24 protein-coding genes are annotated in these 21,801 nt (G+C 66.2%); 16 read left to right on the plus strand and 8 right to left on the minus strand.

Features of this window, described 5'->3' with window-relative positions; genetic code table 11:
• Window positions 1–255: 255 nt before the first annotated feature.
• The 5 genes from lptB to H165_RS0101740 are packed head-to-tail and all read right to left on the minus strand — an operon-like array spanning window position 256 to window position 3,600.
• Window positions 256–981: an LPS export ABC transporter ATP-binding protein gene (lptB, locus tag H165_RS0101720; RefSeq protein ID WP_017937172.1), complete on the minus strand. Its 726-nt coding sequence runs from the start codon at window positions 979–981 to the stop codon at window positions 256–258.
• Window positions 981–1,541, minus strand: coding sequence for a lipopolysaccharide transport periplasmic protein LptA (gene lptA / locus H165_RS0101725; protein ID WP_017937173.1), 561 nt, complete (start codon window positions 1,539–1,541; stop codon window positions 981–983). Before lptA ends, lptB begins: the two co-directional genes overlap by 1 nt.
• A complete protein-coding gene (gene lptC / locus H165_RS0101730) occupies window positions 1,528–2,091 on the minus strand; it encodes an LPS export ABC transporter periplasmic protein LptC (RefSeq protein ID WP_017937174.1) in 564 nt (187 codons plus the stop codon). The genes lptA and lptC overlap by 14 nt, the downstream gene beginning before the upstream one ends.
• A 10-nt stretch (window positions 2,092–2,101) precedes the next feature.
• The gene (gene kdsC / locus H165_RS0101735) at window positions 2,102–2,626 is read right to left on the minus strand and encodes a 3-deoxy-manno-octulosonate-8-phosphatase KdsC (RefSeq protein ID WP_017937175.1); all 525 of its coding nucleotides are present in this window, start codon (window positions 2,624–2,626) and stop codon (window positions 2,102–2,104) included.
• Window positions 2,626–3,600: a KpsF/GutQ family sugar-phosphate isomerase gene (locus H165_RS0101740; protein WP_017937176.1), complete on the minus strand. Its 975-nt coding sequence runs from the start codon at window positions 3,598–3,600 to the stop codon at window positions 2,626–2,628. Before H165_RS0101740 ends, kdsC begins: the two co-directional genes overlap by 1 nt.
• A 217-nt stretch (window positions 3,601–3,817) precedes the next feature.
• On the opposite strand from H165_RS0101740, the gene H165_RS0101745 reads away from it, so the two are divergent.
• The 10 genes from H165_RS0101745 to hisC all read left to right on the plus strand — a co-directional run bounded on the left by H165_RS0101745 (window position 3,818) and on the right by hisC (window position 11,816).
• Window positions 3,818–4,627, plus strand: a complete 810-nt coding sequence (locus H165_RS0101745) for an ATP-binding cassette domain-containing protein (protein ID WP_017937177.1) — start codon at window positions 3,818–3,820, stop codon at window positions 4,625–4,627.
• Window positions 4,627–5,424: a lipid asymmetry maintenance ABC transporter permease subunit MlaE gene (gene mlaE / locus H165_RS0101750; protein ID WP_017937178.1), complete on the plus strand. Its 798-nt coding sequence runs from the start codon at window positions 4,627–4,629 to the stop codon at window positions 5,422–5,424. Before H165_RS0101745 ends, mlaE begins: the two co-directional genes overlap by 1 nt.
• The gene (gene mlaD / locus H165_RS0101755; protein ID WP_017937179.1) at window positions 5,424–5,894 is read left to right on the plus strand and encodes an outer membrane lipid asymmetry maintenance protein MlaD; all 471 of its coding nucleotides are present in this window, start codon (window positions 5,424–5,426) and stop codon (window positions 5,892–5,894) included. Before mlaE ends, mlaD begins: the two co-directional genes overlap by 1 nt.
• Window positions 5,895–5,905: 11 nt before the next feature.
• Complete coding sequence (locus H165_RS0101760; RefSeq protein ID WP_017937180.1) at window positions 5,906–6,559, plus strand: MlaC/ttg2D family ABC transporter substrate-binding protein; 654 nt, start codon at window positions 5,906–5,908, stop codon at window positions 6,557–6,559.
• Complete coding sequence (locus H165_RS0101765; RefSeq protein WP_017937181.1) at window positions 6,552–6,857, plus strand: STAS domain-containing protein; 306 nt, start codon at window positions 6,552–6,554, stop codon at window positions 6,855–6,857. The genes H165_RS0101760 and H165_RS0101765 overlap by 8 nt, the downstream gene beginning before the upstream one ends.
• A 163-nt stretch (window positions 6,858–7,020) precedes the next feature.
• Window positions 7,021–7,260: a BolA family protein gene (locus H165_RS0101770; RefSeq protein WP_017937182.1), complete on the plus strand. Its 240-nt coding sequence runs from the start codon at window positions 7,021–7,023 to the stop codon at window positions 7,258–7,260.
• Between the two features lie 25 nt (window positions 7,261–7,285).
• Entirely contained in the window at window positions 7,286–8,551 is a 1,266-nt protein-coding gene (gene murA, locus H165_RS0101775; RefSeq protein ID WP_017937183.1) for a UDP-N-acetylglucosamine 1-carboxyvinyltransferase, read from the plus strand.
• A 9-nt stretch (window positions 8,552–8,560) separates the two neighbouring features.
• Window positions 8,561–9,193 (plus strand): ATP phosphoribosyltransferase, encoded by a 633-nt coding sequence (hisG, locus tag H165_RS0101780; protein ID WP_017937184.1) that lies wholly within the window; start codon window positions 8,561–8,563, stop codon window positions 9,191–9,193.
• Between the two features lie 188 nt (window positions 9,194–9,381).
• Window positions 9,382–10,692: a histidinol dehydrogenase gene (hisD, locus tag H165_RS0101785; protein ID WP_017937185.1), complete on the plus strand. Its 1,311-nt coding sequence runs from the start codon at window positions 9,382–9,384 to the stop codon at window positions 10,690–10,692.
• A 71-nt stretch (window positions 10,693–10,763) separates the two neighbouring features.
• Entirely contained in the window at window positions 10,764–11,816 is a 1,053-nt protein-coding gene (gene hisC / locus H165_RS0101790; RefSeq protein WP_017937186.1) for a histidinol-phosphate transaminase, read from the plus strand.
• 69 nt (window positions 11,817–11,885) lie between these two features.
• Here the strand turns inward: hisC and algW are convergent, their stop codons facing one another.
• Entirely contained in the window at window positions 11,886–13,046 is a 1,161-nt protein-coding gene (algW, locus tag H165_RS0101795; protein ID WP_026146275.1) for a Do family serine endopeptidase AlgW, read from the minus strand.
• Window positions 13,047–13,154: 108 nt separating this feature from the next.
• On the opposite strand from algW, the gene H165_RS0101800 reads away from it, so the two are divergent.
• The 3 genes from H165_RS0101800 to cysN all read left to right on the plus strand — a co-directional run bounded on the left by H165_RS0101800 (window position 13,155) and on the right by cysN (window position 16,876).
• Window positions 13,155–13,913, plus strand: a complete 759-nt coding sequence (locus H165_RS0101800) for a Nif3-like dinuclear metal center hexameric protein (RefSeq protein WP_017937188.1) — start codon at window positions 13,155–13,157, stop codon at window positions 13,911–13,913.
• 134 nt (window positions 13,914–14,047) lie between these two features.
• On the plus strand, window positions 14,048–14,965 hold the full coding sequence (cysD, locus tag H165_RS0101805; protein WP_017937189.1) for a sulfate adenylyltransferase subunit CysD: 918 nt from the start codon (window positions 14,048–14,050) through the stop codon (window positions 14,963–14,965).
• 12 nt (window positions 14,966–14,977) lie between these two features.
• The gene (cysN, locus tag H165_RS0101810) at window positions 14,978–16,876 is read left to right on the plus strand and encodes a sulfate adenylyltransferase subunit CysN (protein WP_017937190.1); all 1,899 of its coding nucleotides are present in this window, start codon (window positions 14,978–14,980) and stop codon (window positions 16,874–16,876) included.
• A gap of 102 nt (window positions 16,877–16,978) precedes the next feature.
• Here cysN and H165_RS0101815 read toward each other — a convergent pair whose 3' ends face one another.
• Window positions 16,979–17,413 carry a Z-ring associated ZapG family protein gene (locus tag H165_RS0101815; RefSeq protein WP_026146276.1) on the minus strand — a complete coding sequence of 145 codons (435 nt, stop codon included), beginning with the start codon at window positions 17,411–17,413 and terminating at the stop codon, window positions 16,979–16,981.
• 128 nt (window positions 17,414–17,541) lie between these two features.
• Here H165_RS0101815 and H165_RS0101820 point away from each other — a divergent pair, with 128 nt between their 5' ends.
• The 3 genes from H165_RS0101820 (at window position 17,542) to zapE (ending at window position 20,722) form a co-directional block, all read left to right on the plus strand.
• Complete coding sequence (locus tag H165_RS0101820; protein ID WP_017937192.1) at window positions 17,542–18,171, plus strand: alpha/beta hydrolase; 630 nt, start codon at window positions 17,542–17,544, stop codon at window positions 18,169–18,171.
• A 28-nt stretch (window positions 18,172–18,199) separates the two neighbouring features.
• A complete protein-coding gene (locus tag H165_RS0101825) occupies window positions 18,200–19,546 on the plus strand; it encodes a tryptophan--tRNA ligase (protein WP_026146277.1) in 1,347 nt (448 codons plus the stop codon).
• 81 nt (window positions 19,547–19,627) lie between these two features.
• Entirely contained in the window at window positions 19,628–20,722 is a 1,095-nt protein-coding gene (gene zapE, locus H165_RS0101830; RefSeq protein ID WP_017937194.1) for a cell division protein ZapE, read from the plus strand.
• Window positions 20,723–20,797: 75 nt separating this feature from the next.
• On the opposite strand, the gene H165_RS0101835 is transcribed toward zapE, so the two are convergent.
• Window positions 20,798–21,760, minus strand: coding sequence for a hypothetical protein (locus H165_RS0101835; RefSeq protein WP_017937195.1), 963 nt, complete (start codon window positions 21,758–21,760; stop codon window positions 20,798–20,800).
• Window positions 21,761–21,801: the final 41 nt, after the last annotated feature.

Raw genomic sequence — 21,801 nt, forward strand, 5'->3', positions numbered from 1 at the left:
GGGCTAAGACCTTGTTCGCCGGCGCCGGGGCGCCATCCACATCAAGGGCGCTCGAGTTGGGCCCGGATCCGCGCGCGCTGAGCCCCGTGATGCTCGTGGCATCGGTGGACGACAGTGACAGGGGACCCGAGGCTGATGTTGTTAAGCGCCTCGTTAAGCAAATTATATGCCCGACATTGCGGGTTTTTTCCAGTCGCAGCAAGCCGTCTGTTACAAATTGTCGTGGCCGTCTCGCTCGGCGGCCGCGATAGGCCGTCAGAGACGGAATTCGTGGCCCAGGTAGACTTCCTTCACCAACTGGTTGGCGAGGATGGTCTCTGCATCGCCTTCTGCAATCAGTTGACCGTCGTTGACGATATATGCGGTTTCGCAGATGTCCAGGGTTTCGCGCACGTTGTGGTCGGTGATCAGCACGCCGATGCCCTTGGCCTTGAGGTGGTGGATGATCTGCTTGATGTCGCCCACCGAGATGGGATCGACGCCGGCGAAGGGTTCGTCGAGCAGAATGAACTTCGGCGCGGTGGCCAGGGCGCGGGCGATTTCCACGCGGCGTCGCTCGCCGCCGGAGAGGCTCATGCCCAAGCTGTCGCGGATGTGGCTGATGTGGAACTCCTGCAGCAGGCCTTCCAGTTCCCTGCGGCGGCCGGCGCGGTCGAGGTCGCTGCGGGTCTCGAGGATCGCCATGATGTTGTCGGCCACCGAGAGCTTGCGGAAAATCGAGGCTTCCTGCGGCAGGTAGCCGATGCCGGCGCGGGCACGGCCGTGCATGGGCAGGTGGGTGACGTCCTCCTGGTCGATCCGCACGCGGCCCTGATCGGCGCGCACCAGGCCGACGATCATGTAGAAGCAGGTGGTCTTGCCGGCGCCGTTGGGGCCGAGCAGGCCGACGATCTGTCCGCTCTCGATGGACAGGCTGACGTCGCGGACGACCTGGCGGCCCTTGTAGCTCTTCGCCAGATGCTGGGCTTTGAGAATGGCCATTATTGCGGGGCCTGCTCGGCAGCGGGTTTCTTCCTGGGCTGGATCACCATGTCGATGCGCGGGCGCGGCGCGGTGACCTGGGTGCCCGTGGCGCGACCGGCGTTGACGATCTGCCGCTGGGTGTCATAGACGATCTTCTCGCCTTCGAAGGTGTTGCCTTCCTGGACCACCTTGGCTTGGTCGATCAGCACGATCCGGTCCTTGGCGGCGAAGTATTGGATGGTCAGGCCGTAGGCCTTGACCACCGGCTTGTCCACCGCAGGCTTCTGTTCGTAGTAGGCCGGCTTGCCCACCGAGGTGAAGACTTCGATGTCGCCTTGGGCATTCTGGGTGATGGTCACGGTATCGCCGGTGATCTTCATGCTGCCCTGGGTGATGACCACGTCGCCACGGTATACGGCCACGCCCTTGCGGTCGTCCAGTTCGGCGCTGTCGGCCTGGACGCGGATCGGCTGATCGCGGTCCGAGGGCAGGGCCCAGGCGGCGCTGCCGGTGAGGGTGGCGCCCAGGGCGACAAGCAGGGGAAGAGCCCTGAAGGTGAAGTGGTTAGCGAACTTCATGCTGGCCTCTTACGGTGGACAGCAGGTGTATCCGGCTGTCTTTCAAATGCGCTTTCATTCCTTTGGCGGTGGTCACCCCGTTGGCGGCCTCGATTCTAACGGCTTGCTCGGTCTGCGCATATTCTTCCTCGGGGAAGACGGTGATGCGGCTGGAGGTGATCACGATCGGTCGGTTCTTGGCGTCGGTGCGGGCGATGCGTACCTCGTCGATCAGCTCGACCCGGCTGCCGTCCGGGGAGACTTCGGCGCGCTTGCTCTGCACGTGCCAGGGATAGGCGGAGCCGCGGTAGAGATGCAGATCGGGGGCGGTCACCTCGGTGATTTCGCTGGCCTTGAAATGTTCCACCCTGCTACCGCTCATCTCGTACTGCAGCCTGCCGTCCGGCAGGTATTGCATGGTGCGCGCGTTGCTGACGAAGAAGTCCACCGCGTTGGCGTCGCCGGCCACCGGCGCCTGGTCGCGCTGCGGGGCGATGTTCCAGTAGCCGAGGGCGGCCAGCAGCACGGCGCCGGCGGTGAAGGAGAGGATCAGCAACAGTTTGCGCAGCATGCTCGGGCCTCTACAGGTAGGCGGCCTGGGCGGCCTGCAGCCGGCTCTGGGCGCGCAGGATCAGCTCGCAGAACTCGCGGGCCGCGCCTTCGCCGCCGCGCGCCCGGGTGACGCCGTGGGCGTGCTCGCGGACGAAGGGATCGGCGTTGGCCACCGCCATGCCCAGGCCGACCCGGCGGATCGCCGGCAGGTCGGGCAGATCGTCGCCCAGGTAGGCGACCTGCTGGCGCTCCAGTCCGAGCCGGGCGAGCAACTCGTCGAGGGCCGCGAGCTTGTCCTCGCGGCCCTGGAACAGGTGGTGGATGCCGAGGTTTTTCGCTCGTCGCTCGACCACGGGGGAACTGCGCCCGGTGATGATCGCGGTCTGCACGCCGGCCTGGATGAGCATCTTGATGCCGTGCCCGTCCAGAGTGTTGAAGGTCTTGAACTCGCTGCCGTCGGGCAGGAAGTACAGCTTGCCGTCGGTGAGCACGCCGTCGACGTCGAATACCGCCAGGCGGATGTTGCGGGCGCGTTGCAGCAGCTCTTCGCTCATCACATCACCCCGGCGCGCAGCAGGTCGTGCATGTTGAGGGCGCCGACCGGGCGGTCCTGCTCGTCGACCACCACCAGTGCGTTGATCTTGTGGTCCTCCATGATCTTCAGCGCTTCGGCGGCGAGCATCTCGGCGCGAGCGGTCTTGCCGTGCGGGGTCATCACCTCGTCGATGCTCACGCCGCGGATGTCGATGCCGCGGTCCAGGGCGCGGCGCAGGTCGCCGTCGGTGAAGATTCCGGCCAGCCTGCCGTCGCGCTCGAGCACCGCGGTCATGCCGAGGCCCTTGCGGGTCATCTCCAGCAGGGCGTCCTTGAGGGGGATGCCGCGCGGCACTAGCGGCAGTTGCTCGCCGGCGTGCATGACGTTTTCCACCTTGAGCAGCAGGCGGCGGCCGAGGGCGCCGCCGGGGTGCGAGAAGGCAAAATCCTCGGCGGTGAAGCCGCGCGCCTCGAGCAGGGCGATGGCCAGGGCGTCGCCGAGCACCAGGGAGGCGGTGGTCGAGGAGGTGGGCGCCAGGTTCAGCGGGCAGGCCTCCTGGCTCACGCCAGCGTCGAGATTGACCTCGGCAGCCTTGGCCAGTGGCGACTCGGGGTTGCCGGTCATGCTGATCAGGGTGATGCCCAGACGCTTGATCAGCGGCAGCAGGGTGACGATCTCGGCGGTCGAGCCGGAGTTGGACAGCGCCAGCACGACGTCGTCGCGGGTGATCATGCCCATGTCGCCATGGCTGGCCTCGGCCGGGTGGACGAAGAAGGATGCGGTGCCGGTGCTCGCCAGGGTGGCGGCGATCTTCCGGCCGATGTGCCCGGACTTGCCCATGCCGACTACCACCACGCGCCCCTTGCAGGCCAGGATCAGCTCGCAGGCGCGGACGAATTCGGCGCCGATGCGTGGCAGCAGATCCTGCACCGCTTCGATTTCCAGGCGCAGGGTGCGTTGGGCGGACTGGATGAATTCGCTGGCTTCGGGCATGGCTACGGCGGGCTCGATGGCTGTGAAAAGCGCACGATTATAACCGAGAACGGCTGGATGGCTCACCTGTCGGTCGGCATCTCCCGGGCTGTCGGCTTGGGCGTGTCCTGCTGCGATGCTATAGTGCGCGGCTCATTCGGGCCGTGCGCGATGTGCGGAGTGCCCTAGAGGGAGCGCCGGACGTCCGTACGGGAAGGCTGCATCGCAAGGAGTCCAGATGAGCGCCGACAACGCCTATGCCGTGGAATTGAAGGGGGTTTCCTTCTACCGGGGCACGCGTAGCATCTTCAAGAACGTCGACATTCGCATCCCGCGCGGCAAGGTCACCGGCATCATGGGACCTTCCGGGTGCGGCAAGACCACCCTCCTGCGCCTGATCGGCGCGCAGCTGCGGCCTGCCGAGGGAGAGATCTGGGTCAACGGCCGGAACCTGCCGACCCTGTCGCGCCGCGAACTGTTCGACATGCGCAAGCAGATGGGCGTGCTGTTCCAGAGCGGCGCTCTGTTCACCGACCTGGACGTGTTCGAGAACGTCGCCTTCCCGCTGCGGGTGCACACCAAGCTGCCGGAGGAGATGATCCGTGACATCGTGCTGATGAAGCTCGAGGCGGTCGGCCTGCGCGGCGCCATCGAGCTGATGCCCGACGAGCTGTCCGGCGGAATGAAGCGTCGCGTGGCGCTGGCCCGGGCGATCGCCCTGGACCCGCAGATCCTCATGTACGACGAGCCCTTCGTCGGCCAGGACCCCATCGCCATGGGCGTTCTGGTACGCCTCATCCGGCTGCTCAACGACGCACTTGGCATCACCAGCATCGTGGTCTCCCACGACCTGGCGGAGACCGCCAGCATCGCCGACTACCTGTACGTGGTAGGCGACTCGCAGGTGCTTGGCCAGGGCACGCCGGACGAGCTGATGAACTCCGACAATCCGCGGATCCGCCAGTTCATGCAAGGCCTGGCGGACGGCCCGGTGCCGTTCCACTACCCGGCACCGTCCTACCGCGACGATCTTCTGGGGGCGCGCTGATGCGCAAGATTTCCATCCTCGAGCGAATCCGCCTGCTCGGCCGCTCCGGCATCGACGTGATCGCCGCGCTGGGCAAGTCGACCATCTTCCTCCTGCGCGTGCTGTTCGGCCGCGGCGGCCTGGGCAACAGTGGCGAGCTGCTGGTCAAGCAGCTCTATTCGGTGGGCGTGCTGTCGCTGGTGATCATCGTGGTCTCCGGCATCTTCATCGGCATGGTGCTCGCCCTGCAGGGCTACAACATTCTCAAGGACTACGGTTCCGAGCAGGCGGTGGGGCAAATGGTCGCCCTGACCCTGCTGCGCGAGCTGGGCCCGGTGGTCACCGCGCTGCTGTTCGCCGGGCGCGCCGGCTCGGCGCTGACCGCCGAGATCGGCAACATGAAGTCCACCGAGCAGCTGTCGAGCCTGTCGATGATCGGCGTCGACCCGCTCAAGTACATCATCGCCCCGCGCCTGTGGGCCGGCTTCATTTCCCTGCCGCTGCTCACCGGGATCTTCTGCGTGGTGGGCATCTGGGGCGGCGCCGTGGTGGCCATCGACTGGCTGGGCATCTACGAGGGCTCGTACTGGTCGAACATGCAGAACAGCGTGTCCTTCCACGAGGACGTGCTCAACGGCCTGATCAAGAGCCTGGTGTTCGCCTGGGTGGTGACCTGGATCGCGGTGTTCCAGGGCTATGACTGCGAGCCGACCTCGGAAGGGATCAGCCGCGCGACGACAAGAACCGTGGTCTATGCCTCGCTGGCCGTGCTGGGCTTGGACTTCATCCTGACCGCCTTGATGTTTGGAGATTACTGATGCGTATCCGCACCCTGGAAATCGGTGTCGGCCTGTTCCTCCTGGCCGGTGTGCTGGCCTTGTTGCTGCTGGCGCTGCGGGTCAGCGGGCTGACCGTGGATGCCAGCAAGGACACCTACAAGCTGTACGCCCATTTCGACAATATCGCCGGTCTGACGGTCAGAGCCAAGGTGACCATGGCCGGCGTCACCATCGGCAAGGTCACCGCCATCGATCTCGATCGCGACACCTACACCGGCCGGGTGACCATGGAGATCGACAGCAGCGTGAACAACCTGCCGTCCGACTCCACCGCCTCCATCCTCACCGCCGGCCTGCTCGGTGAGAAGTACATCGGCATCAGCGTCGGCGGCGAGGACGAGGTCCTGAAGGATGGCAGCACCATTCACGACACCCAGTCGGCCTTGGTGCTGGAAGACCTGATCGGCAAGTTCCTGATGAATTCGGTGAACAACAAAGAATCCAACTGAGGACCTGATAGATGATCACTGCCCTGCGCCGCGGCCTGCTGGCCCTGCTCGCCGCCGTCCCCTTGTTCGCCCTGGCTGCTCCCTCGCCGCAGGAGGTGGTGCAGCAGACCACCGACCAGTTGCTGGCCGACCTGAAGGCCAACAAGGAGCGCTACCGCAGTAACCCCAACGATTTCTACGAGTCGCTGAACCGCATCATCGGCCCGGTGGTGGATGCCGACGGCATCTCCCGCAGCATCATGACCGTCAAGTATTCGCGCAAGGCCACCCCGGAGCAGATGAACCGCTTCCAGGAGAACTTCAAGCGCGGCCTGATGCAGTTCTACGGCAACGCCCTGCTCGAGTACGACAACCAGGACATCCGCGTGCTGCCGAGCAAGGCCCAGCAGGCCGAGCCCGACCGCGCCAGCGTCAACATGGAGGTGCGCGGCACCAGTGGCGCCATCTACCCGGTGACCTACACCATGGTGCAGATCGGCGGCCAGTGGAAGCTGCGTAACGTGATCATCAACGGCATCAACATCGGCAAGCTGTTCCGCGACCAGTTCGCCGACGCCATGCAGCGCAATGGCAACGACCTCGACAAGACCATCGACGGCTGGGTGCAGGTGGTCGCCGAGGCCAAGGACGCCGCGGAAGCGCAGAAGGCTGCCGGCAATGAGTGACGCCAGCATTCGCCAGGTGGACGGCGAGCTGTGCCTGAGCGGGGTGATCGACTACAGCACCGGCCCGGCGCTGCGCGAGGAGGGCGGACGGCTGATTCGCGCCGCCCAGGCTACCGAGCTGGTGCTCGACTGCAGCGCGGTGGAACACTCCAGCAGCGTCGGCCTATCCCTGCTGCTGGCCTTCATGCGCGACGCGCAGAAGCACGGCAAGAGCCTGGTGATCCGCGCGCTGCCCGTGGAGATGCGGCAGATCGCCCAGGTTTCCAGGCTGATCGAGCTGCTGCCGCTGCGCGATTGAATCTTCCTGTCCAAGCGCTCGGCCGGCCGTGCCAGGCTCGCCGGCGCGCCCTCCGTCAGCGCCCCGGCTCGCGGGGTTCGCAGGCGGGGGGCTTTTTTGTATGATGGCCGGCCCCACGAAGTCCGGCACCGCCGTGTCCGCCAAGCGCTGATCGAGGTTCGATATGCAGGCCCAAGAAGTGAAACATTTCCTCGAGGCAAGACTGCCCAATACCCAGGTCGAGGTAGAGGGTGAGGGCTGCAACTTCCAGCTCAACCTGATCAGTGACGAACTGGCGGCCCTCAGCCCGGTCAAGCGCCAGCAGCAGGTCTATGCCCACCTCAACCCCTGGATCGCCGACGGCAGCATCCACGCCGTGACCATGAAATTCTTCAGCCGCGCCGCTTGGGCGGAGCGCACCTGAGCCCCGACGGGCGACGAGATACCCAATGGATAAACTGATCATCACCGGCGGCGTTCGTCTGAACGGCGAAATCCGCATCTCCGGCGCGAAGAACTCGGCCCTGCCGATCCTCGCCGCCACCCTGCTGGCCGACGAGCCGGTCACCGTGTGCAACCTGCCGCACCTGCACGACATCACCACCATGATCGAGCTGTTCGGGCGCATGGGCGTCGAGCCGGTGATCGACGAGAAGCTCAGCGTCGAGGTGGATGCGCGGACCATCAAGACCCTGGTGGCGCCCTACGAGCTGGTCAAGACCATGCGCGCCTCCATTCTGGTGCTCGGCCCCATGGTAGCCCGCTTCGGCCAGGCCGAGGTGGCCCTGCCCGGCGGCTGCGCCATCGGCTCGCGGCCGGTGGACCTGCACATCCGCGGCCTCGAGGCCATGGGCGCGCAGATCGAGGTGGACGGCGGCTACATCAAGGCCCGCGCCCCGGAAGGCGGCCTGCGTGGTGCCACCTTCTTCTTCGACACCGTCAGCGTGACCGGCACCGAGAACGTCATGATGGCCGCCACCCTGGCCAAGGGCCGTACCGTGCTGGAGAACGCCGCCCGCGAGCCTGAAGTGGTGGACCTGGCCAACTGCCTGATCGCCATGGGCGCGAAGATCCAGGGCGCCGGCACAGACACCATCGTCATCGACGGCGTCGAGCGCCTGCATGGCGCGCGCTACAGCGTGATGCCCGACCGCATCGAGACCGGCACCTACCTGGTGGCCGCCGCCGCCACTCGCGGCCGGGTCAAGCTCAAGGACACCGATCCGACCATCCTCGAGGCGGTGCTGGCCAAGCTCCAGGAAGCCGGCGCTGAGATCACCACCGGCAAGGACTGGATCGAGCTGGACATGCACGGCAAGCGGCCGAAGGCCGTCAACCTGCGCACCGCCCCTTACCCGGCGTTCCCCACCGACATGCAGGCGCAGTTCATCGCCCTCAACGCGGTGGCCGAGGGTACCGGCACGGTGATCGAAACGGTGTTCGAGAACCGCTTCATGCACGTCTACGAAATGATCCGCATGGGCGCACAGATCATCGTCGAGGGCAACACCGCCATCGTCACCGGCGTACCCGCCCTGAAGAGCGCCCCGGTAATGGCCACCGATCTGCGCGCCTCGGCGAGCTTGGTGATCGCTGCGCTGATGGCCGAGGGCGAGACCCTGATCGACCGCATCTACCACATCGACCGCGGCTACGAGTGCATCGAGGAGAAACTCCAGCTGCTCGGTGCCAAGATCCGCCGCGTGCCGGGCTAGGGTGCTGCCATGCTGACCATTGCGCTTTCCAAGGGCCGCATCCTCAACGACACCCTGCCGCTGCTCGCCGAGGCCGGCATCGTGCCCACCGAGAACCCGGACAAGAGCCGCAAGCTGATCATCCCCACCACCCAGGAGGATGTCCGCCTGCTGATCGTCCGCGCCACCGACGTGCCGACCTACGTGGAACACGGCGCTGCCGACCTCGGCGTGGCCGGCAAGGACGTGCTGATGGAGTACGGCGGCCAGCTCTACGAGCCGCTCGATCTCAAGATCGCCCGTTGCAAGCTGATGACTGCCGGCAAGGTGGGGGTAGCCGAGCCCAGGGGGCGCCTGAAGGTGGCCACAAAATTCGTCAACATCGCCAAGCGCTACTACGCCGAGCAGGGCCGCCAGGTGGACATCATCAAGCTTTACGGCTCCATGGAGCTGGCGCCGCTGGTGGGCCTGGCCGACAAGATCATCGACGTGGTGGACACCGGCAACACCCTGCGCGCCAACGGCCTGGAGCCGCAGGAGCTGATCGCCACCGTCAGTTCGCGGCTGATCGTCAACAAGGCCTCCATGAAGATGCAACACGCGCGCATCCAGCAACTGATCGAGGCGCTGCGCGTCGCTGTGGAGTCCCGGGCCCAGAGCTGAGCGGCCCTGGCTCGTTCAGCCGCGACCCATTGTCGCAGTGCGACCGCCAGGGACGGCGGAAAGGCCGAGAGCACGGGAACCTCTTCGGCGACCTATCCGTGTCATAGCCATTTTTCTCGGGTGCCCGCACGGTGGGCTTGTTAAGCTACTGGCACCCGAGAAATCGCCATCCAGATGAGGCTTTCGCTATGACCGCACCCGTTGCCATCCGTCGACTCAACGCCGCCGATCCGGACTTCGTGCGTCATCTGGACCATCTGCTGTCCTGGGAAAGCGTTTCCGACGACGCGGTCAACCAGCGCGTGCTGGACATCATCAAGGCGGTACGCGAGCGCGGCGACGCGGCGCTGCTGGAATTCACCCAGCGCTTCGACGGCGTCGAGGCGCAGTCCATGGCCGAGCTGATCCTGCACCGCGAGCGCCTGGAGCTGGCCCTGACCCGCATCAGCGCCGAGCAGCGCAGCGCCCTGGAAAAGGCCGCCGAGCGCGTGCGCCTGTATCACGAACGACAGAAGCAGGGCTCCTGGCGCTACACCGAAGCCGACGGTACCGTGCTCGGCCAGCAGGTCACCCCGCTGGACCGCGCCGGTCTCTACGTACCGGGCGGCAAGGCCGCCTATCCCTCCTCGGTGCTGATGAACGCCATTCCCGCCAAGGTCGCCGGCGTGCCTGAGGTGGTCATGGTGGTTCCGACCCCGCGCGGCGAGATCAACGAGATCGTCCTCGCCGCCGCCTGCGTGGCCGGCGTCGACCGGGTGTTCACCATCGGCGGCGCCCAGGCCGTGGCCGCGCTGGCCTACGGCACCGAGAGCGTGCCGCGGGTGGACAAGATCGTCGGCCCCGGCAACATCTACGTGGCCACCGCCAAGCGCCACGTGTTCGGCCAGGTGGGCATCGACATGATCGCCGGTCCCTCGGAGATCCTGGTGGTCTGCGACGGCCAGACCGATCCGGACTGGATCGCCATGGACCTGTTCTCCCAGGCCGAACATGATGAGGACGCCCAGGCCATCCTGGTCAGCCCCGACGCCGCCTTCCTCGACCGTGTCGCGGAGAGCATGGCCCGCCTGCTGCCGACCCTGGAGCGCGAGCCGATCGCACGTACCTCCCTGGAGGGCCGTGGCGCGCTGATCCAGGTCGCCGACATGGAGCAGGCCTGCGAGGTGGCCAACCGCATCGCCCCCGAGCACCTCGAGCTGTCGGTGGCCGACCCCGAGCAGTGGCTGCCGCGCATCCGCCACGCCGGCGCCATCTTCATGGGTCGCTACACCGCCGAGGCGCTGGGCGACTACTGCGCCGGTCCCAACCACGTGCTGCCCACCTCCGGCACCGCACGCTTCTCCTCGCCGCTGGGCGTGTACGACTTCCAGAAGCGCTCGTCGATCATCCACTGCTCGGCGGACGGCGCCTCTGAGCTCGGCAAGGTGGCCAGCGTGCTGGCCCGCAGTGAGTTCCTCACCGCCCACGCGCGCAGCGCCGAGTACCGGATCAAGAACTGAAACCCGGCCGTAGGCGCCCGGTCTGCCGGCCGGGTGCCCGGGCCTAGCCATTCGCGAGGAGAGAAGGGCAGATGAGCAAGTTCTGGAGCCCCTTCGTCAAGGACCTGGTGCCCTACGTGCCGGGCGAGCAGCCGAAACTGACCCGGCTGGTCAAGCTGAACACCAACGAGAACCCCTACGGGCCATCGCCCAAGGCCATCGCCGCCATGCAGGCCGAACTGGGCGACAGCCTGCGCCTGTACCCAGACCCCAACGGCGAGCGCCTCAAGCAGGCGGTGGCCGACTACTACGGGGTCAGGCCGGAGCAGGTGTTCGTCGGCAACGGTTCCGACGAGGTGCTGGCCCATGCCTTCCACGGCCTGTTCCAGCACGGCCGGCCGCTGCTGTTCCCGGACGTCACCTACAGCTTCTACCCGGTCTACTGCGGTCTCTACGGCATCGACTTCGAGGCGATCCCGCTGGACGAGGAATTCCGCATCCGCGTGGAGGACTACGCGCGGCCCAACGGCGGCATCGTCTTCCCCAACCCCAACGCACCGACCGGCCGCCTGCTGCCGCTGGAGGCCGTCGAGCGGCTGCTGCAGGGCAGTCCGGACAGCGTGGTGCTGGTCGACGAGGCCTACATCGACTTCGGCGGCGACAGCGCGATCGCCCTGATCGACCAATACCCCAACTTGCTGGTCACCCAGACCCTCTCCAAGTCGCGTTCCCTGGCCGGCCTGCGGGTCGGCCTGGCGGTGGGCCATGTCGAGCTGATCGAGGCCCTGGAGCGGATCAAGAACAGCTTCAACTCCTACCCGCTGGACCGCATGGCGATCGCCGGCGCGGCGGCGGCCTTCGAGGATCGCGCCTGGTTCGAGGAGACCCGCGCACGGGTGATCGCCAGCCGCGCGGCGCTGGTTGAGGGGCTTGAGGCGCAGGGCTTCGCGGTGCTGCCCTCGGCGGCCAACTTCGTGTTCGCCCGCCATCCCGCCAAGGACGCCGGCCAGCTGGCTGCCGGGCTGCGCGAGCAGGGGGTGATCGTCCGTCACTTCAAGCAGCCGCGCATCGCCCAGTACCTGCGCATTACCGTGGGTACCCCGGAGCAGAACCAGGCGCTGCTGGACGCCCTCAAGAGCCTCTGAGGCGCATCGTAAAAAGCCCGGAACGGTTGGTCGTTCCGGGCTTTTTCGTGTCTGGCGACCCGTCGCTGCTCAGGAGTCGCCGCTCTCGCCGTTGACCGTGGCCGGCGCACGCAGGCCGACCTCGGCGGTGAACTTGAGCAGCTTGCCGTTGCGCAGCACCTCGATCACCGTCTTCTTGCCCGGCTTGGTGCGCGCCACCTGGTTCATCGAACGACGACCGTCGGTGGCCGGTTCGCCGTCGATGCTGAGGATCAGGTCGCCCGGCTGCAGGCCGGCCTTCTGCGCCGGACCATCGCGGTACAGGCCGGCGACCACGATGCCCGGGCGTCCCTCGAGGCCGAAGGATTCGGCCAGCTCCGGGGTCAGCGGCTGCACCTCGATACCCAGCCAGCCGCGGATCACTGAACCGTGCTCGATGATTGCCTGCATCACCTCCAGGGCCAGCTTGATCGGGATGGCGAAGCCGATGCCCTGGGAGCCGCTGGATTTGGAGAGGATCGCGGTGTTGATGCCGATCAGGTTGCCGTAGGCGTCGATCAGCGCGCCGCCGGAGTTGCCGGGGTTGATCGCCGCGTCGGTCTGGATGAAGTCCTCGTAGGTGTTCAGGCCCAACTGGTTGCGCCCGGTGGCGCTGATGATGCCCATGGTCACCGTCTGGCCGACGCCGAAGGGGTTGCCGATGGCCAGGGAAACATCGCCGATGTTGATGGCGTCGGAATGCCCGATGCTGATCGCTGGCAGGTCCTTGAGGTCGATCTTCAGCACCGCCAGGTCGGTTTCCGGATCGCTGCCGATGATCCGCGCCAGGGTCTCGCGGCCGTCCTTCAGGGCCACCACGATCTGGTCGGCGCCGGCCACCACGTGGTTGTTGGTCAGCAGGTAACCTTCGGGGCTCATGATCACCGCGGAGCCCAGGCTGGACTCCATGCGCCGCTGGCGCGGCAGGTTGTCGCCGAAGAAGCGGCGGAACTGCGGATCCTCGAACAGCGGATGCACCGGGCGGTTGACGAACTTGGTGGTGTACAGGTTGACCACCGCGGGCGCGGCGTGGCTGACCGCCTCGGCATAGGACACCGGGCCCTGCTGCGGGATGCTGTAGCGCGGCACCTGGCGCATGTGCACGTCATTTCGGGGCAGGCCGACCCACTGGGGGTAATGCTGGATAATCAGGAGCGCGAGAAGAATGCCGACCAGAAGAGGCCAGCTAAGGAACCGCAATGCCTTGAGCATCGATCAATCCTGAGGGTTGCAGGGGGCATCGCTCGCCCCTTAAGGTGCGCCATTATATTGGCCGTCCGTCAAGAAAACAGCGGCCCGTGACAATTTAAGAGGATATCCATGGCCATCGCCCTGACTACCCTGGTGGAGGAAGCCGACCGCTATCTGGAGGCGGCGCGAATCAGCGATTACTGCCCCAACGGCCTGCAGGTCGAGGGCCGCCCCCAGGTGCGCCGCATCGTCAGCGGGGTGACCGCGAGCCAGGCGCTGCTCGACGCCGCCGTGGAGGCCGACGCCGACGTGGTGCTGGTCCACCATGGCTACTTCTGGAAGAACGAGAACCCCTGCATCACCGGCATGAAGCAGCGCCGCCTGCGCACCCTGCTGACCCACGACATCAGCCTGCTGGCCTACCACCTGCCGCTGGACGTGCACACGGAGGTGGGCAACAACGTGCAGCTGGCGCGCCAGCTCGACATCATCGTCGAGGGCCCGCTAGAGCCGGGTAACCCGCGTACCGTGGGGCTGGTTGGCGCCCTGGCCGAGCCGATGAGCGCCCGCGACTTCGCCCGCCGCGTGCAGGACGTGCTGGGCCGCGAGCCGCTCCTGGTGGAGGGCCGGGGGCTGGTGCAGCGCATCGGCTGGTGCACCGGCGGCGGCCAGGGCTACATCGACACCGCCATCGCTGCCGGGGTCGACCTCTACCTGACCGGCGAGGCCTCCGAGCAGACCTTCCACAGCGCCCGCGAGAACGGCATCAGCTTCATCGCCGCCGGCCACCACGCCACCGAGCGCTACGGCGTCCAAGCGCTCGGCGAGTATCTGGCTCGCCGCTTCGCCCTCGAGCACCTGTTCATCGACTGCCCGAATCCCATCTGAGCGCGGAACGGAAGGCTATATCGGTAGATCCTTTCGTTCTAAGCGGTGCTCTCTATATGAAGAGAGTGCTGTGATAAAGTTCGCCCCTCGTCCACGGCCCGTTGGCCGTCCCTGTGAGAAAGCCGTGAGTAGCCATGCTCGATAGACTGACCCACCTGAAACAACTGGAGGCGGAAAGCATCCACATCATCCGCGAGGTTGCCGCGGAGTTCGACAACCCGGTGATGCTCTATTCCATCGGCAAGGATTCCGCCGTGATGCTGCATCTGGCGCGCAAGGCGTTCTTTCCCGGCAAGCTGCCGTTTCCGGTGATGCACGTCGACACCCAGTGGAAGTTTCAGGACATGTACCGCTTCCGCGACCGCATGGTCGCCGAGATGGGCCTTGAGCTGATCACTCACGTCAATCCGGACGGCGTCGCCCAGGGCATCAATCCCTTCACCCACGGCAGCGCCAAGCACACCGACATCATGAAGACCGAGGGCCTCAAGCAGGCGCTCGACAAGTACGGCTTCGACGCTGCCTTCGGTGGTGCGCGCCGCGACGAGGAGAAGTCCCGCGCCAAGGAGCGCGTCTACTCCTTCCGCGACAGCAAGCACCGCTGGGATCCGAAGAACCAGCGGCCCGAGCTGTGGAACATCTACAACGGCAAGGTGAAGAAGGGCGAGTCGATCCGCGTCTTCCCGCTGTCCAACTGGACCGAGCTGGATATCTGGCAATACATCTATCTGGAGAACATTCCGATCGTCCCGCTGTACTTCGCCGCCGAGCGCGAGGTGGTGGAGCTCAACGGCGCGCTGATCATGATCGACGACGAGCGCATTCTCCAGTACCTCACCCCCGAGCAGAAGGCGAAGATCCAGAAGAAGATGGTGCGCTTCCGTACCCTGGGCTGCTACCCGCTGACCGGCGCGGTGGAGTCCACCGCCACGACGCTGCCGGAAATCATCCAGGAAATGCTCCTGACCCGTACTTCCGAACGCCAGGGCCGGGTCATCGACCACGACCAAGCCGGTTCGATGGAAGAGAAGAAACGTCAGGGCTATTTCTAAGGGGGCGCGTCCATGAGTCATCAATCCGAACTGATCAGCCAGGACATCCTCGCCTACCTGGCCCAGCACGAGCGCAAGGAACTGCTGCGCTTCCTCACCTGCGGCAACGTCGACGACGGCAAGAGCACCCTGATCGGTCGCCTGCTGCACGACTCCAAGATGATCTACGAGGATCACCTGGAAGCCATCACCCGCGATTCCAAGAAGGTCGGCACCACCGGTGACGAGGTGGACTTGGCGCTGCTGGTGGACGGCCTGCAGGCCGAGCGCGAGCAGGGCATCACCATCGACGTGGCCTACCGCTACTTCAGCACCGCCAAGCGCAAGTTCATCATCGCCGACACCCCCGGCCACGAGCAGTACACCCGCAACATGGCCACCGGGGCCTCCACCTGCGACCTGGCGATCATCCTGATCGACGCCCGCCACGGCGTGCAGACCCAGACCCGACGGCACAGCTACATCGCCACCCTGCTGGGCATCCGCCACATCGTAGTGGCGGTCAACAAGATGGACCTGATGAACTTCGACCAGGCGGTCTTCGAGAAGATCAAGGCCGACTACCTGGCCTTCGCCGAGCGTCTCGGCATGCGGCCGACCACCCTGCACTTCGTGCCCCTCTCGGCGCTGAAGGGCGACAACGTGGTCAACCGCTCCGAGCGTTCGCCCTGGTATGACGGGCAGTCTCTGATGGAGATCCTCGAGACCGTGGAGATCGCCGGCGACCGCAACCTGGAGGACATGCGCTTCCCGGTGCAGTACGTCAACCGGCCGAACCTCAACTTCCGCGGCTTCGCCGGCACCCTGGCGAGCGGTATCGTGCGCAAGGGCGACGAGATAGCCGCTCTGCCCTCCGGCAAGACCAGCCGCATCAAGTCCATCGTCACCTACGAGGGCGAGCTGGAGCAGGCCGGCCCCGGCCAGGCGATCACCCTGACCCTGGAAGACGAGATCGATGTGTCCCGCGGCGACATGCTGGTGCATGCCGACAACCGCCCGCTGGTCACCGACAGCTTCGAGGCCATGCTGGTGTGGATGGCCGAGGAGCCCATGCTTCCCGGCAAGAAGTACGACATCAAGCGCGCCACCAGCTACGTGCCGGGCTCGATCCCGAGCATCGTCCACAAGGTGGACGTCAACACCCTGGAGGAGGGCCCGGCGAGCAGCCTGCAGCTCAACGAGATCGCCCGGGTCAAGGTCAGCCTGGATGCACCCATCGCCCTCGACGGCTACGCGCAGAACCGCACCACCGGCGCCTTCATCGTCATCGACCGGCTGACCAACGGTACCGTCGGCGCCGGGATGATCATCTCCGAGCCGCTGCACGGCCGGCACGGCGCCCACCACGGCGCCCTGGCCCATGTCTCCAGCGAGGAGCGCGCCGCGCGCTTCGGTCAGCAGCCGGCCACCGTGCTGTTCTCCGGCCTGTCCGGAGCCGGCAAGAGCACCCTGGCCTACGCGGTGGAGCGCAAGCTGTTCGACATGGGCCGCGCGGTCTACGTGCTGGACGGCCAGAACCTGCGTCACGACCTGAACAAGGGCCTGCCCCAGGACCGTGCCGGACGGGCCGAGAACTGGCGGCGTGCCGCCCACGTGGCGCGGCAGTTCAACGAGGCGGGGATGATCGCCCTGGCGGCCTTCGTCGCCCCGGATGCCGAAGGCCGCGAGAAGGCGCGGGCGCTGATCGGGCCGGAGCGGCTGATCACCGTCTACGTGCAGGCTTCCCCGCAGGTCTGTCGTGAGCGCGACCCGCAGGGCCTGTATGCCGCCGGCGGCGACAACATCCCGGGAGAGTCCTTCCCCTACGACGTGCCGCTGGATGCCGATCTGGTGATCGACACCCAGTCCACCACGGTGGAAGAGGGCGTCCGTCAGGTAATCGAGCTGCTGCGCAGCCGCGGCGCCATCTAAGCGCGGAGCAGATCGGAGCCGGGCTTCCGGTCCCGCGGTGGGCAGCCATGAAAAAGCCCCGCCTGATGCGTTCAGGCGGGGCTTTCGTTTATCCGGCGGGGCTTACTTCTTCAGGCCGAAGGTCACGTCCAGGGTGCCGGGCTCGTTGGGAACCTTGGGGGCGTAGTCCTTGGGCGCTTCCTCGCTACGCGGCGGAGTCAGGCGCTCGCGCGGGGCGCCGGCCTCCTCGGGGTGCAGGGCGGCCAGCAGCCGCTGCCGGGTGATCTCGTCCAGGGCCAGGCGGTTGGCACCTTCGGACAGGTGTTCCTGCACTTCCTGGTAGCTCTGGGTGAGCTTCTTCACCAGGCTGGCGGTGGTATTGAAGTGGGTCACCACCTCGCGCTGGTAGGTGTCGAAGCGTTCCTGCAATTCGTCCAGCTGGCGCTGGGTACGATTGGGCGCGGCGCTGGGCAGCAGGCGGGCCACCACGAAGCCGATGGCGAGACCGGCGAGCAGGGTGAGGGTCGGCAGCAACCAGGCTGTGAGCGTCTGTTCCACGAGTCCTTCCTCTGTAAACGGCTTTGCTTTACGTTAACGGCTCGAACCTGCGCTGTATACCGCGACGCAAGCCGTAGGGTGCTAATCCAAGACGTGCAGATCCCTTGCGGGGTCACGGAGTCCTTCTTTTGCTGATGCGTGAAACCTCTCTACTGCTCGACGGACCGGTCGGGCAGCTCGAAGCCCTTTATCTCGAAGTCCTCGATGCCCGGGGCGTGGCGCTGCTCTGTCATCCCAACCCGGTGCAGGGTGGCACCATGCTCAACAAGGTAATCTCCACCCTGCAGCGTACCGCCCGGGATGCCGGGCTGACCACCCTGCGCTTCAACTACCGTGGCGTTGGCGCCAGCGCCGGCAGCCATGACATGGGTAGCGGCGAGGTGGACGATGCCGAGGCTGCAGCCCACTGGCTGCGCGCTCAGCACCCGGGCCTGCCGCTCGTGCTCATGGGCTTCTCCTTCGGCGGCTTCGTCGCCGCGGCTCTGGCCGGGCGGCTGGAGACCCAGGGCAGCACCGTGCCCAAACTGTTCATGGTGGCCCCGGCGGTGCACCGCCTGCAGGCTCCGGAGCGTCTGCCGCAAGGCGGCGAGCTGGTGGTGGTGCAGCCGGAGCAGGACGAGGTGGTGGCCCCAGAGACGGTCTACGCCTGGTCCGCAGGCCTGGCCCGTCCCCATGCGTTGCTGAAAGTGGCAGAATGCGGCCACTTCTTCCACGGCCGGCTGACCGAGCTCAAGGAGCTGGTGCTGCCGCGCCTCTGACCCGATGCAGTTCGACAAGCGATCACCCATGACCATCCGTATCCTCACCGGCATCACTACCACCGGCACGCCGCACCTTGGCAACTATGCCGGGGCCATCCGCCCCGCCATCCTCGCCAGCCGCGACCCGAACGCCGACTCCTTCTACTTCCTGGCCGACTATCACGCGCTGATCAAGTGCGACGACCCGGCGCGCATCCAGCGCTCGCGTCTGGAGATCGCCGCCACCTGGCTGGCCTGTGGCTTGGACACCGACAAGGCCACCTTCTACCGACAGTCGGACATCCCGGAGATTCCCGAGCTGTGCTGGTTGCTTACCTGCGTGACTGCCAAGGGCCTGCTCAACCGTGCCCACGCCTATAAGGCGGCGGTGGATAAGAACCTTGAGGCCGGTGAGGATCCAGACGCCGGGGTGACAATGGGCCTGTACAGCTACCCGGTGCTGATGGCCGCGGACATCCTGATGTTCAACGCCCACAAGGTGCCGGTGGGCCGCGACCAGATCCAGCACGTGGAGATGGCCCGTGATATCGGCCAGCGCTTCAACCACCTGTTCGGCAACGGCAAGGAGCTGTTCGTGCTGCCCGAGGCGGTGATTGAGGAGGAGGTGGCGACCCTGCCGGGCCTCGACGGCCGCAAGATGAGCAAGAGCTATGACAACACCATCCCGCTGTTCGGCAGCAGCAAGCAGCTCAAGGACGCTATCGCGCGCATCGTCACCGACTCCCGTGCCCCCGGCGAGCCCAAGGATCCGGACAACTCCCACCTCTACACCCTCTACCAGGCCTTCGCCAGCGCCGAGCAGCTCGCTGAGTTCCGCGCCGATCTGCTCGCCGGCCTGGCCTGGGGCGAGGCCAAGCAGCGCCTCTACCAGTTGCTGGAGAACGAGCTGGGCGAGGCCCGCGAGCGCTACAACGCGCTGATCGCCCGCCCTGCCGACCTGGAGGACATCCTCCTTGCCGGTGCCGCCAAGGCGCGCAAGATCGCCACCCCGTTTCTCGCCGAGCTGCGCGAGGCGGTGGGCCTGCGCTCGTTCCGCGAGCAGGTGCAGGTGGCAGGGGTGGAGAAGAAGAAGGCTGCCAAGAGCGCGCGCTTCGTCAGCTTCCGCGACGACGACGGCAGCTTCCGCTTCCGCCTGCTGGACGCCGCCGGCGAGCAGCTGCTGCTGTCCAGGGCGTTCGCCGACGGGCGCAGCGCCGGCCAGGTGAGCAAGCGTCTGCAGTCCGGCGAGGCCCTGGATGTCCGCGAGCAGGGCGAGGGCTTCAGCGTCTGGCTGGACGGCGAGGCGGTGGCCGACAGTCCGGCGTTCGCCGATGCCGCCGCTCGTGACGCAGCCATCGCCCGTCTGCGCGAGGCACTGACGTCTGGCGAATGACCGCACAGCGCAGCCGGCATTTGCCAATCCATGGGGTCGTCGCTAAAGTGACGGCCCCATTTTGTTACCGAACTACCCATCATGACCCCTCTCGAGCGCTATCAGGCCGATCTGAAGCGGCCGGATTTCTTCCACGATGCCGCCCAGGAAAATGCCGTCCGCCACCTGCAGCGACTCTATGACGACCTGCTGGCCCAGCAGCGCAATGGCTCGGGACTGCTCGGCAAGCTGTTCGGCAGGAAGCCGCAGAAGCCGGTCAAGGGCCTGTACTTCTGGGGCGGGGTCGGCCGTGGCAAGACCTATCTGGTGGATACCTTCTACGATGCGCTGCCCTTCAAGGAGAAGATGCGCACCCACTTCCACCGCTTCATGAAGCGCGTCCACGAGGAGATGAAGACCCTCAAGGGCGAGAAGAACCCGCTGACCATCATCGGCAAGCGCTTCGCCCAGGAGGCGCGGGTGATCTGCTTCGACGAGTTCTTTGTCAGCGACATCACCGACGCCATGATCCTCGGCACCTTGCTGGAGGAGCTGTTCAACAACGGCGTGACCCTGGTGGCCACCTCCAACATCGTCCCCGACGGCCTGTACAAGGACGGCCTGCAGCGCGCCCGCTTCCTGCCGGCTATCGCCCTGCTCAAGGAGCACACCGAGGTGGTCAACGTCGACAGCGGCATCGACTACCGGCTGCGCGCCCTGGAGCAGGCCGAGCTCTACCACTGGCCCCTCGACGCCGAGGCCGAGACCAGCCTGGAGAAGAGCTTCCGCAGCCTGCTGACGGAAAACTGCACGGTGCGCGAGAACGAGGTGCTGATCATCGAGAACCGCGAGATCCGTGCTCGCAAGGTGGCCAACGACGTCGCCTGGTTCGAGTTCCGCGAGCTGTGCGACGGTCCGCGCAGCCAGAACGACTACATCGAGCTGGGCAAGATCTTCGAGGCGGTGCTGCTCTCCAACGTCGAGCAGATGAATGTGCAGAAGGACGACATGGCGCGGCGCTTCATCAACCTGGTGGACGAGTTCTACGATCGCAACGTCAAGCTGATCATCTCCGCCGAAGTGGAGCTCAAGGACCTGTACGCCGGCGGGCGCCTGGAGTTCGAATTCCAGCGCACCCTGAGCCGTCTGCTGGAGATGCAGTCCCACGAGTTCCTGGCACGTCCCCACAAGCCCTGAAGGGCTGGTCTCGAACACGACAAGGCCGCGTGGAGAAGCCTCCCCACGCGGCCTTGTCGGTTGCTCTCGGCGAGCTTAGCGCTTGGCCAGCTGTTCCTGCTGGGCCAGCAGCTTGCGGGCGTGAGCCACTTCCAGGGCTTCCATGGCACTGATCGGCTGGATCGCCACCGCCCGCTTGAGCTCCTTGATGACCTCGGCCTGCTTGTCGTCACCGTACACGTAGACTAGAGCGTTGGCGTACTCATAATGGCCGATCGGCAGGTCGTCGGCGGCCTTGAAGGAGCGGTTGAAGTACTGCTCCATGCGGTCTGCGCTGACCCCGTAGGTCATCTTGCCGACCAGCTTGCCGACCTTGCGGATCACCCCGGCCTGGTAGCCGCCGTAGAGGGCGAGGGCGAACGGCTGGCGCGGCTGTTCGGCCAGCTGGGCATCCAGCTCGTCGGGGATCTGGCTGGTGTAGCCGCGCTTGAGCACCACCGGCACCGGCAGCTCCTCGGCCAGGCGGGCCTTGGCGTAGGTGCGGCCGAACTGGGCGACGCGGTCGGCCTTGATCAGGTCGCCGGCCTTCTCGCTGTAGGCGATCACCTCCTCAAGCAGGCGGTGTTTCTCCTTCTGGTCGGGGGCCAGGAACAGGGCGTAGATCACCTGGGCGAACATCGCTGGTACCTGGCCGCCGACCCCCAGAGCCATACCCTGGCGCTTGGCTTCGGCGAAGTCGCCGCGGAACAGCAGGCGCCAGACTTCCTGCAGCTGGGCGGCATAGCGCTCGGCTTCCTCAGGTTTGCCGGTGTAGCCGGTGCCGCCTTCCACGGTCATTTCCAGGGCCTTGGGATAGGTGGTGGCCATGCGCACCACCCAGTCGGCGTCCGGGAAGGGATAGTCCTGGCCGAAGCCGCGGGTCAGCCGCGGCCAGGCCTGGCGCAGCTTGTCGCCGGAATAGTCGTAGGCGCTTTGGTCGTAGGGGAAGGGCTTCCAATTGTCGTCCGCCGCCACGGTGAAGCTGACGACGGCGAGGAGGGCAAGCAGATAGCGACGCATGTGGATGGACCTTTGGGTTTCTTGTTGTGGTGGCCGATCTT

Origin of the sequence: Pseudomonas thermotolerans DSM 14292 (assembly GCF_000364625.1) — a bacterium.
Taxonomy (GTDB): Bacteria; Pseudomonadota; Gammaproteobacteria; order Pseudomonadales; family Pseudomonadaceae; genus Aquipseudomonas; species Aquipseudomonas thermotolerans.

What these genes read in the sequence shown, in the direction of transcription:
- cysD (WP_017937189.1), top strand. Translation starts at nt 14,048, where the DNA reads ATGCTCGATAGACTGACCCACCTGAAACAACTGGAGGCGGAAAGCATC.
- zapE (WP_017937194.1), top strand. Translation starts at nt 19,628, where the DNA reads ATGACCCCTCTCGAGCGCTATCAGGCCGATCTGAAGCGGCCGGATTTC.
- H165_RS0101800 (WP_017937188.1), top strand. Translation starts at nt 13,155, where the DNA reads ATGGCCATCGCCCTGACTACCCTGGTGGAGGAAGCCGACCGCTATCTG.
- H165_RS0101835 (WP_017937195.1), bottom strand. Translation starts at nt 21,760, where the DNA reads ATGCGTCGCTATCTGCTTGCCCTCCTCGCCGTCGTCAGCTTCACCGTG.
- H165_RS0101770 (WP_017937182.1), top strand. Translation starts at nt 7,021, where the DNA reads ATGCAGGCCCAAGAAGTGAAACATTTCCTCGAGGCAAGACTGCCCAAT.
- lptB (WP_017937172.1), bottom strand. Translation starts at nt 981, where the DNA reads ATGGCCATTCTCAAAGCCCAGCATCTGGCGAAGAGCTACAAGGGCCGC.
- hisG (WP_017937184.1), top strand. Translation starts at nt 8,561, where the DNA reads ATGCTGACCATTGCGCTTTCCAAGGGCCGCATCCTCAACGACACCCTG.
- mlaE (WP_017937178.1), top strand. Translation starts at nt 4,627, where the DNA reads ATGCGCAAGATTTCCATCCTCGAGCGAATCCGCCTGCTCGGCCGCTCC.
- H165_RS0101765 (WP_017937181.1), top strand. Translation starts at nt 6,552, where the DNA reads ATGAGTGACGCCAGCATTCGCCAGGTGGACGGCGAGCTGTGCCTGAGC.
- H165_RS0101745 (WP_017937177.1), top strand. Translation starts at nt 3,818, where the DNA reads ATGAGCGCCGACAACGCCTATGCCGTGGAATTGAAGGGGGTTTCCTTC.
- algW (WP_026146275.1), bottom strand. Translation starts at nt 13,046, where the DNA reads ATGCTCAAGGCATTGCGGTTCCTTAGCTGGCCTCTTCTGGTCGGCATT.
- lptC (WP_017937174.1), bottom strand. Translation starts at nt 2,091, where the DNA reads ATGCTGCGCAAACTGTTGCTGATCCTCTCCTTCACCGCCGGCGCCGTG.
- H165_RS0101760 (WP_017937180.1), top strand. Translation starts at nt 5,906, where the DNA reads ATGATCACTGCCCTGCGCCGCGGCCTGCTGGCCCTGCTCGCCGCCGTC.
- mlaD (WP_017937179.1), top strand. Translation starts at nt 5,424, where the DNA reads ATGCGTATCCGCACCCTGGAAATCGGTGTCGGCCTGTTCCTCCTGGCC.
- hisD (WP_017937185.1), top strand. Translation starts at nt 9,382, where the DNA reads ATGACCGCACCCGTTGCCATCCGTCGACTCAACGCCGCCGATCCGGAC.
- H165_RS0101825 (WP_026146277.1), top strand. Translation starts at nt 18,200, where the DNA reads ATGACCATCCGTATCCTCACCGGCATCACTACCACCGGCACGCCGCAC.
- cysN (WP_017937190.1), top strand. Translation starts at nt 14,978, where the DNA reads ATGAGTCATCAATCCGAACTGATCAGCCAGGACATCCTCGCCTACCTG.
- murA (WP_017937183.1), top strand. Translation starts at nt 7,286, where the DNA reads ATGGATAAACTGATCATCACCGGCGGCGTTCGTCTGAACGGCGAAATC.
- H165_RS0101740 (WP_017937176.1), bottom strand. Translation starts at nt 3,600, where the DNA reads ATGCCCGAAGCCAGCGAATTCATCCAGTCCGCCCAACGCACCCTGCGC.
- hisC (WP_017937186.1), top strand. Translation starts at nt 10,764, where the DNA reads ATGAGCAAGTTCTGGAGCCCCTTCGTCAAGGACCTGGTGCCCTACGTG.
- lptA (WP_017937173.1), bottom strand. Translation starts at nt 1,541, where the DNA reads ATGAAGTTCGCTAACCACTTCACCTTCAGGGCTCTTCCCCTGCTTGTC.
- kdsC (WP_017937175.1), bottom strand. Translation starts at nt 2,626, where the DNA reads ATGAGCGAAGAGCTGCTGCAACGCGCCCGCAACATCCGCCTGGCGGTA.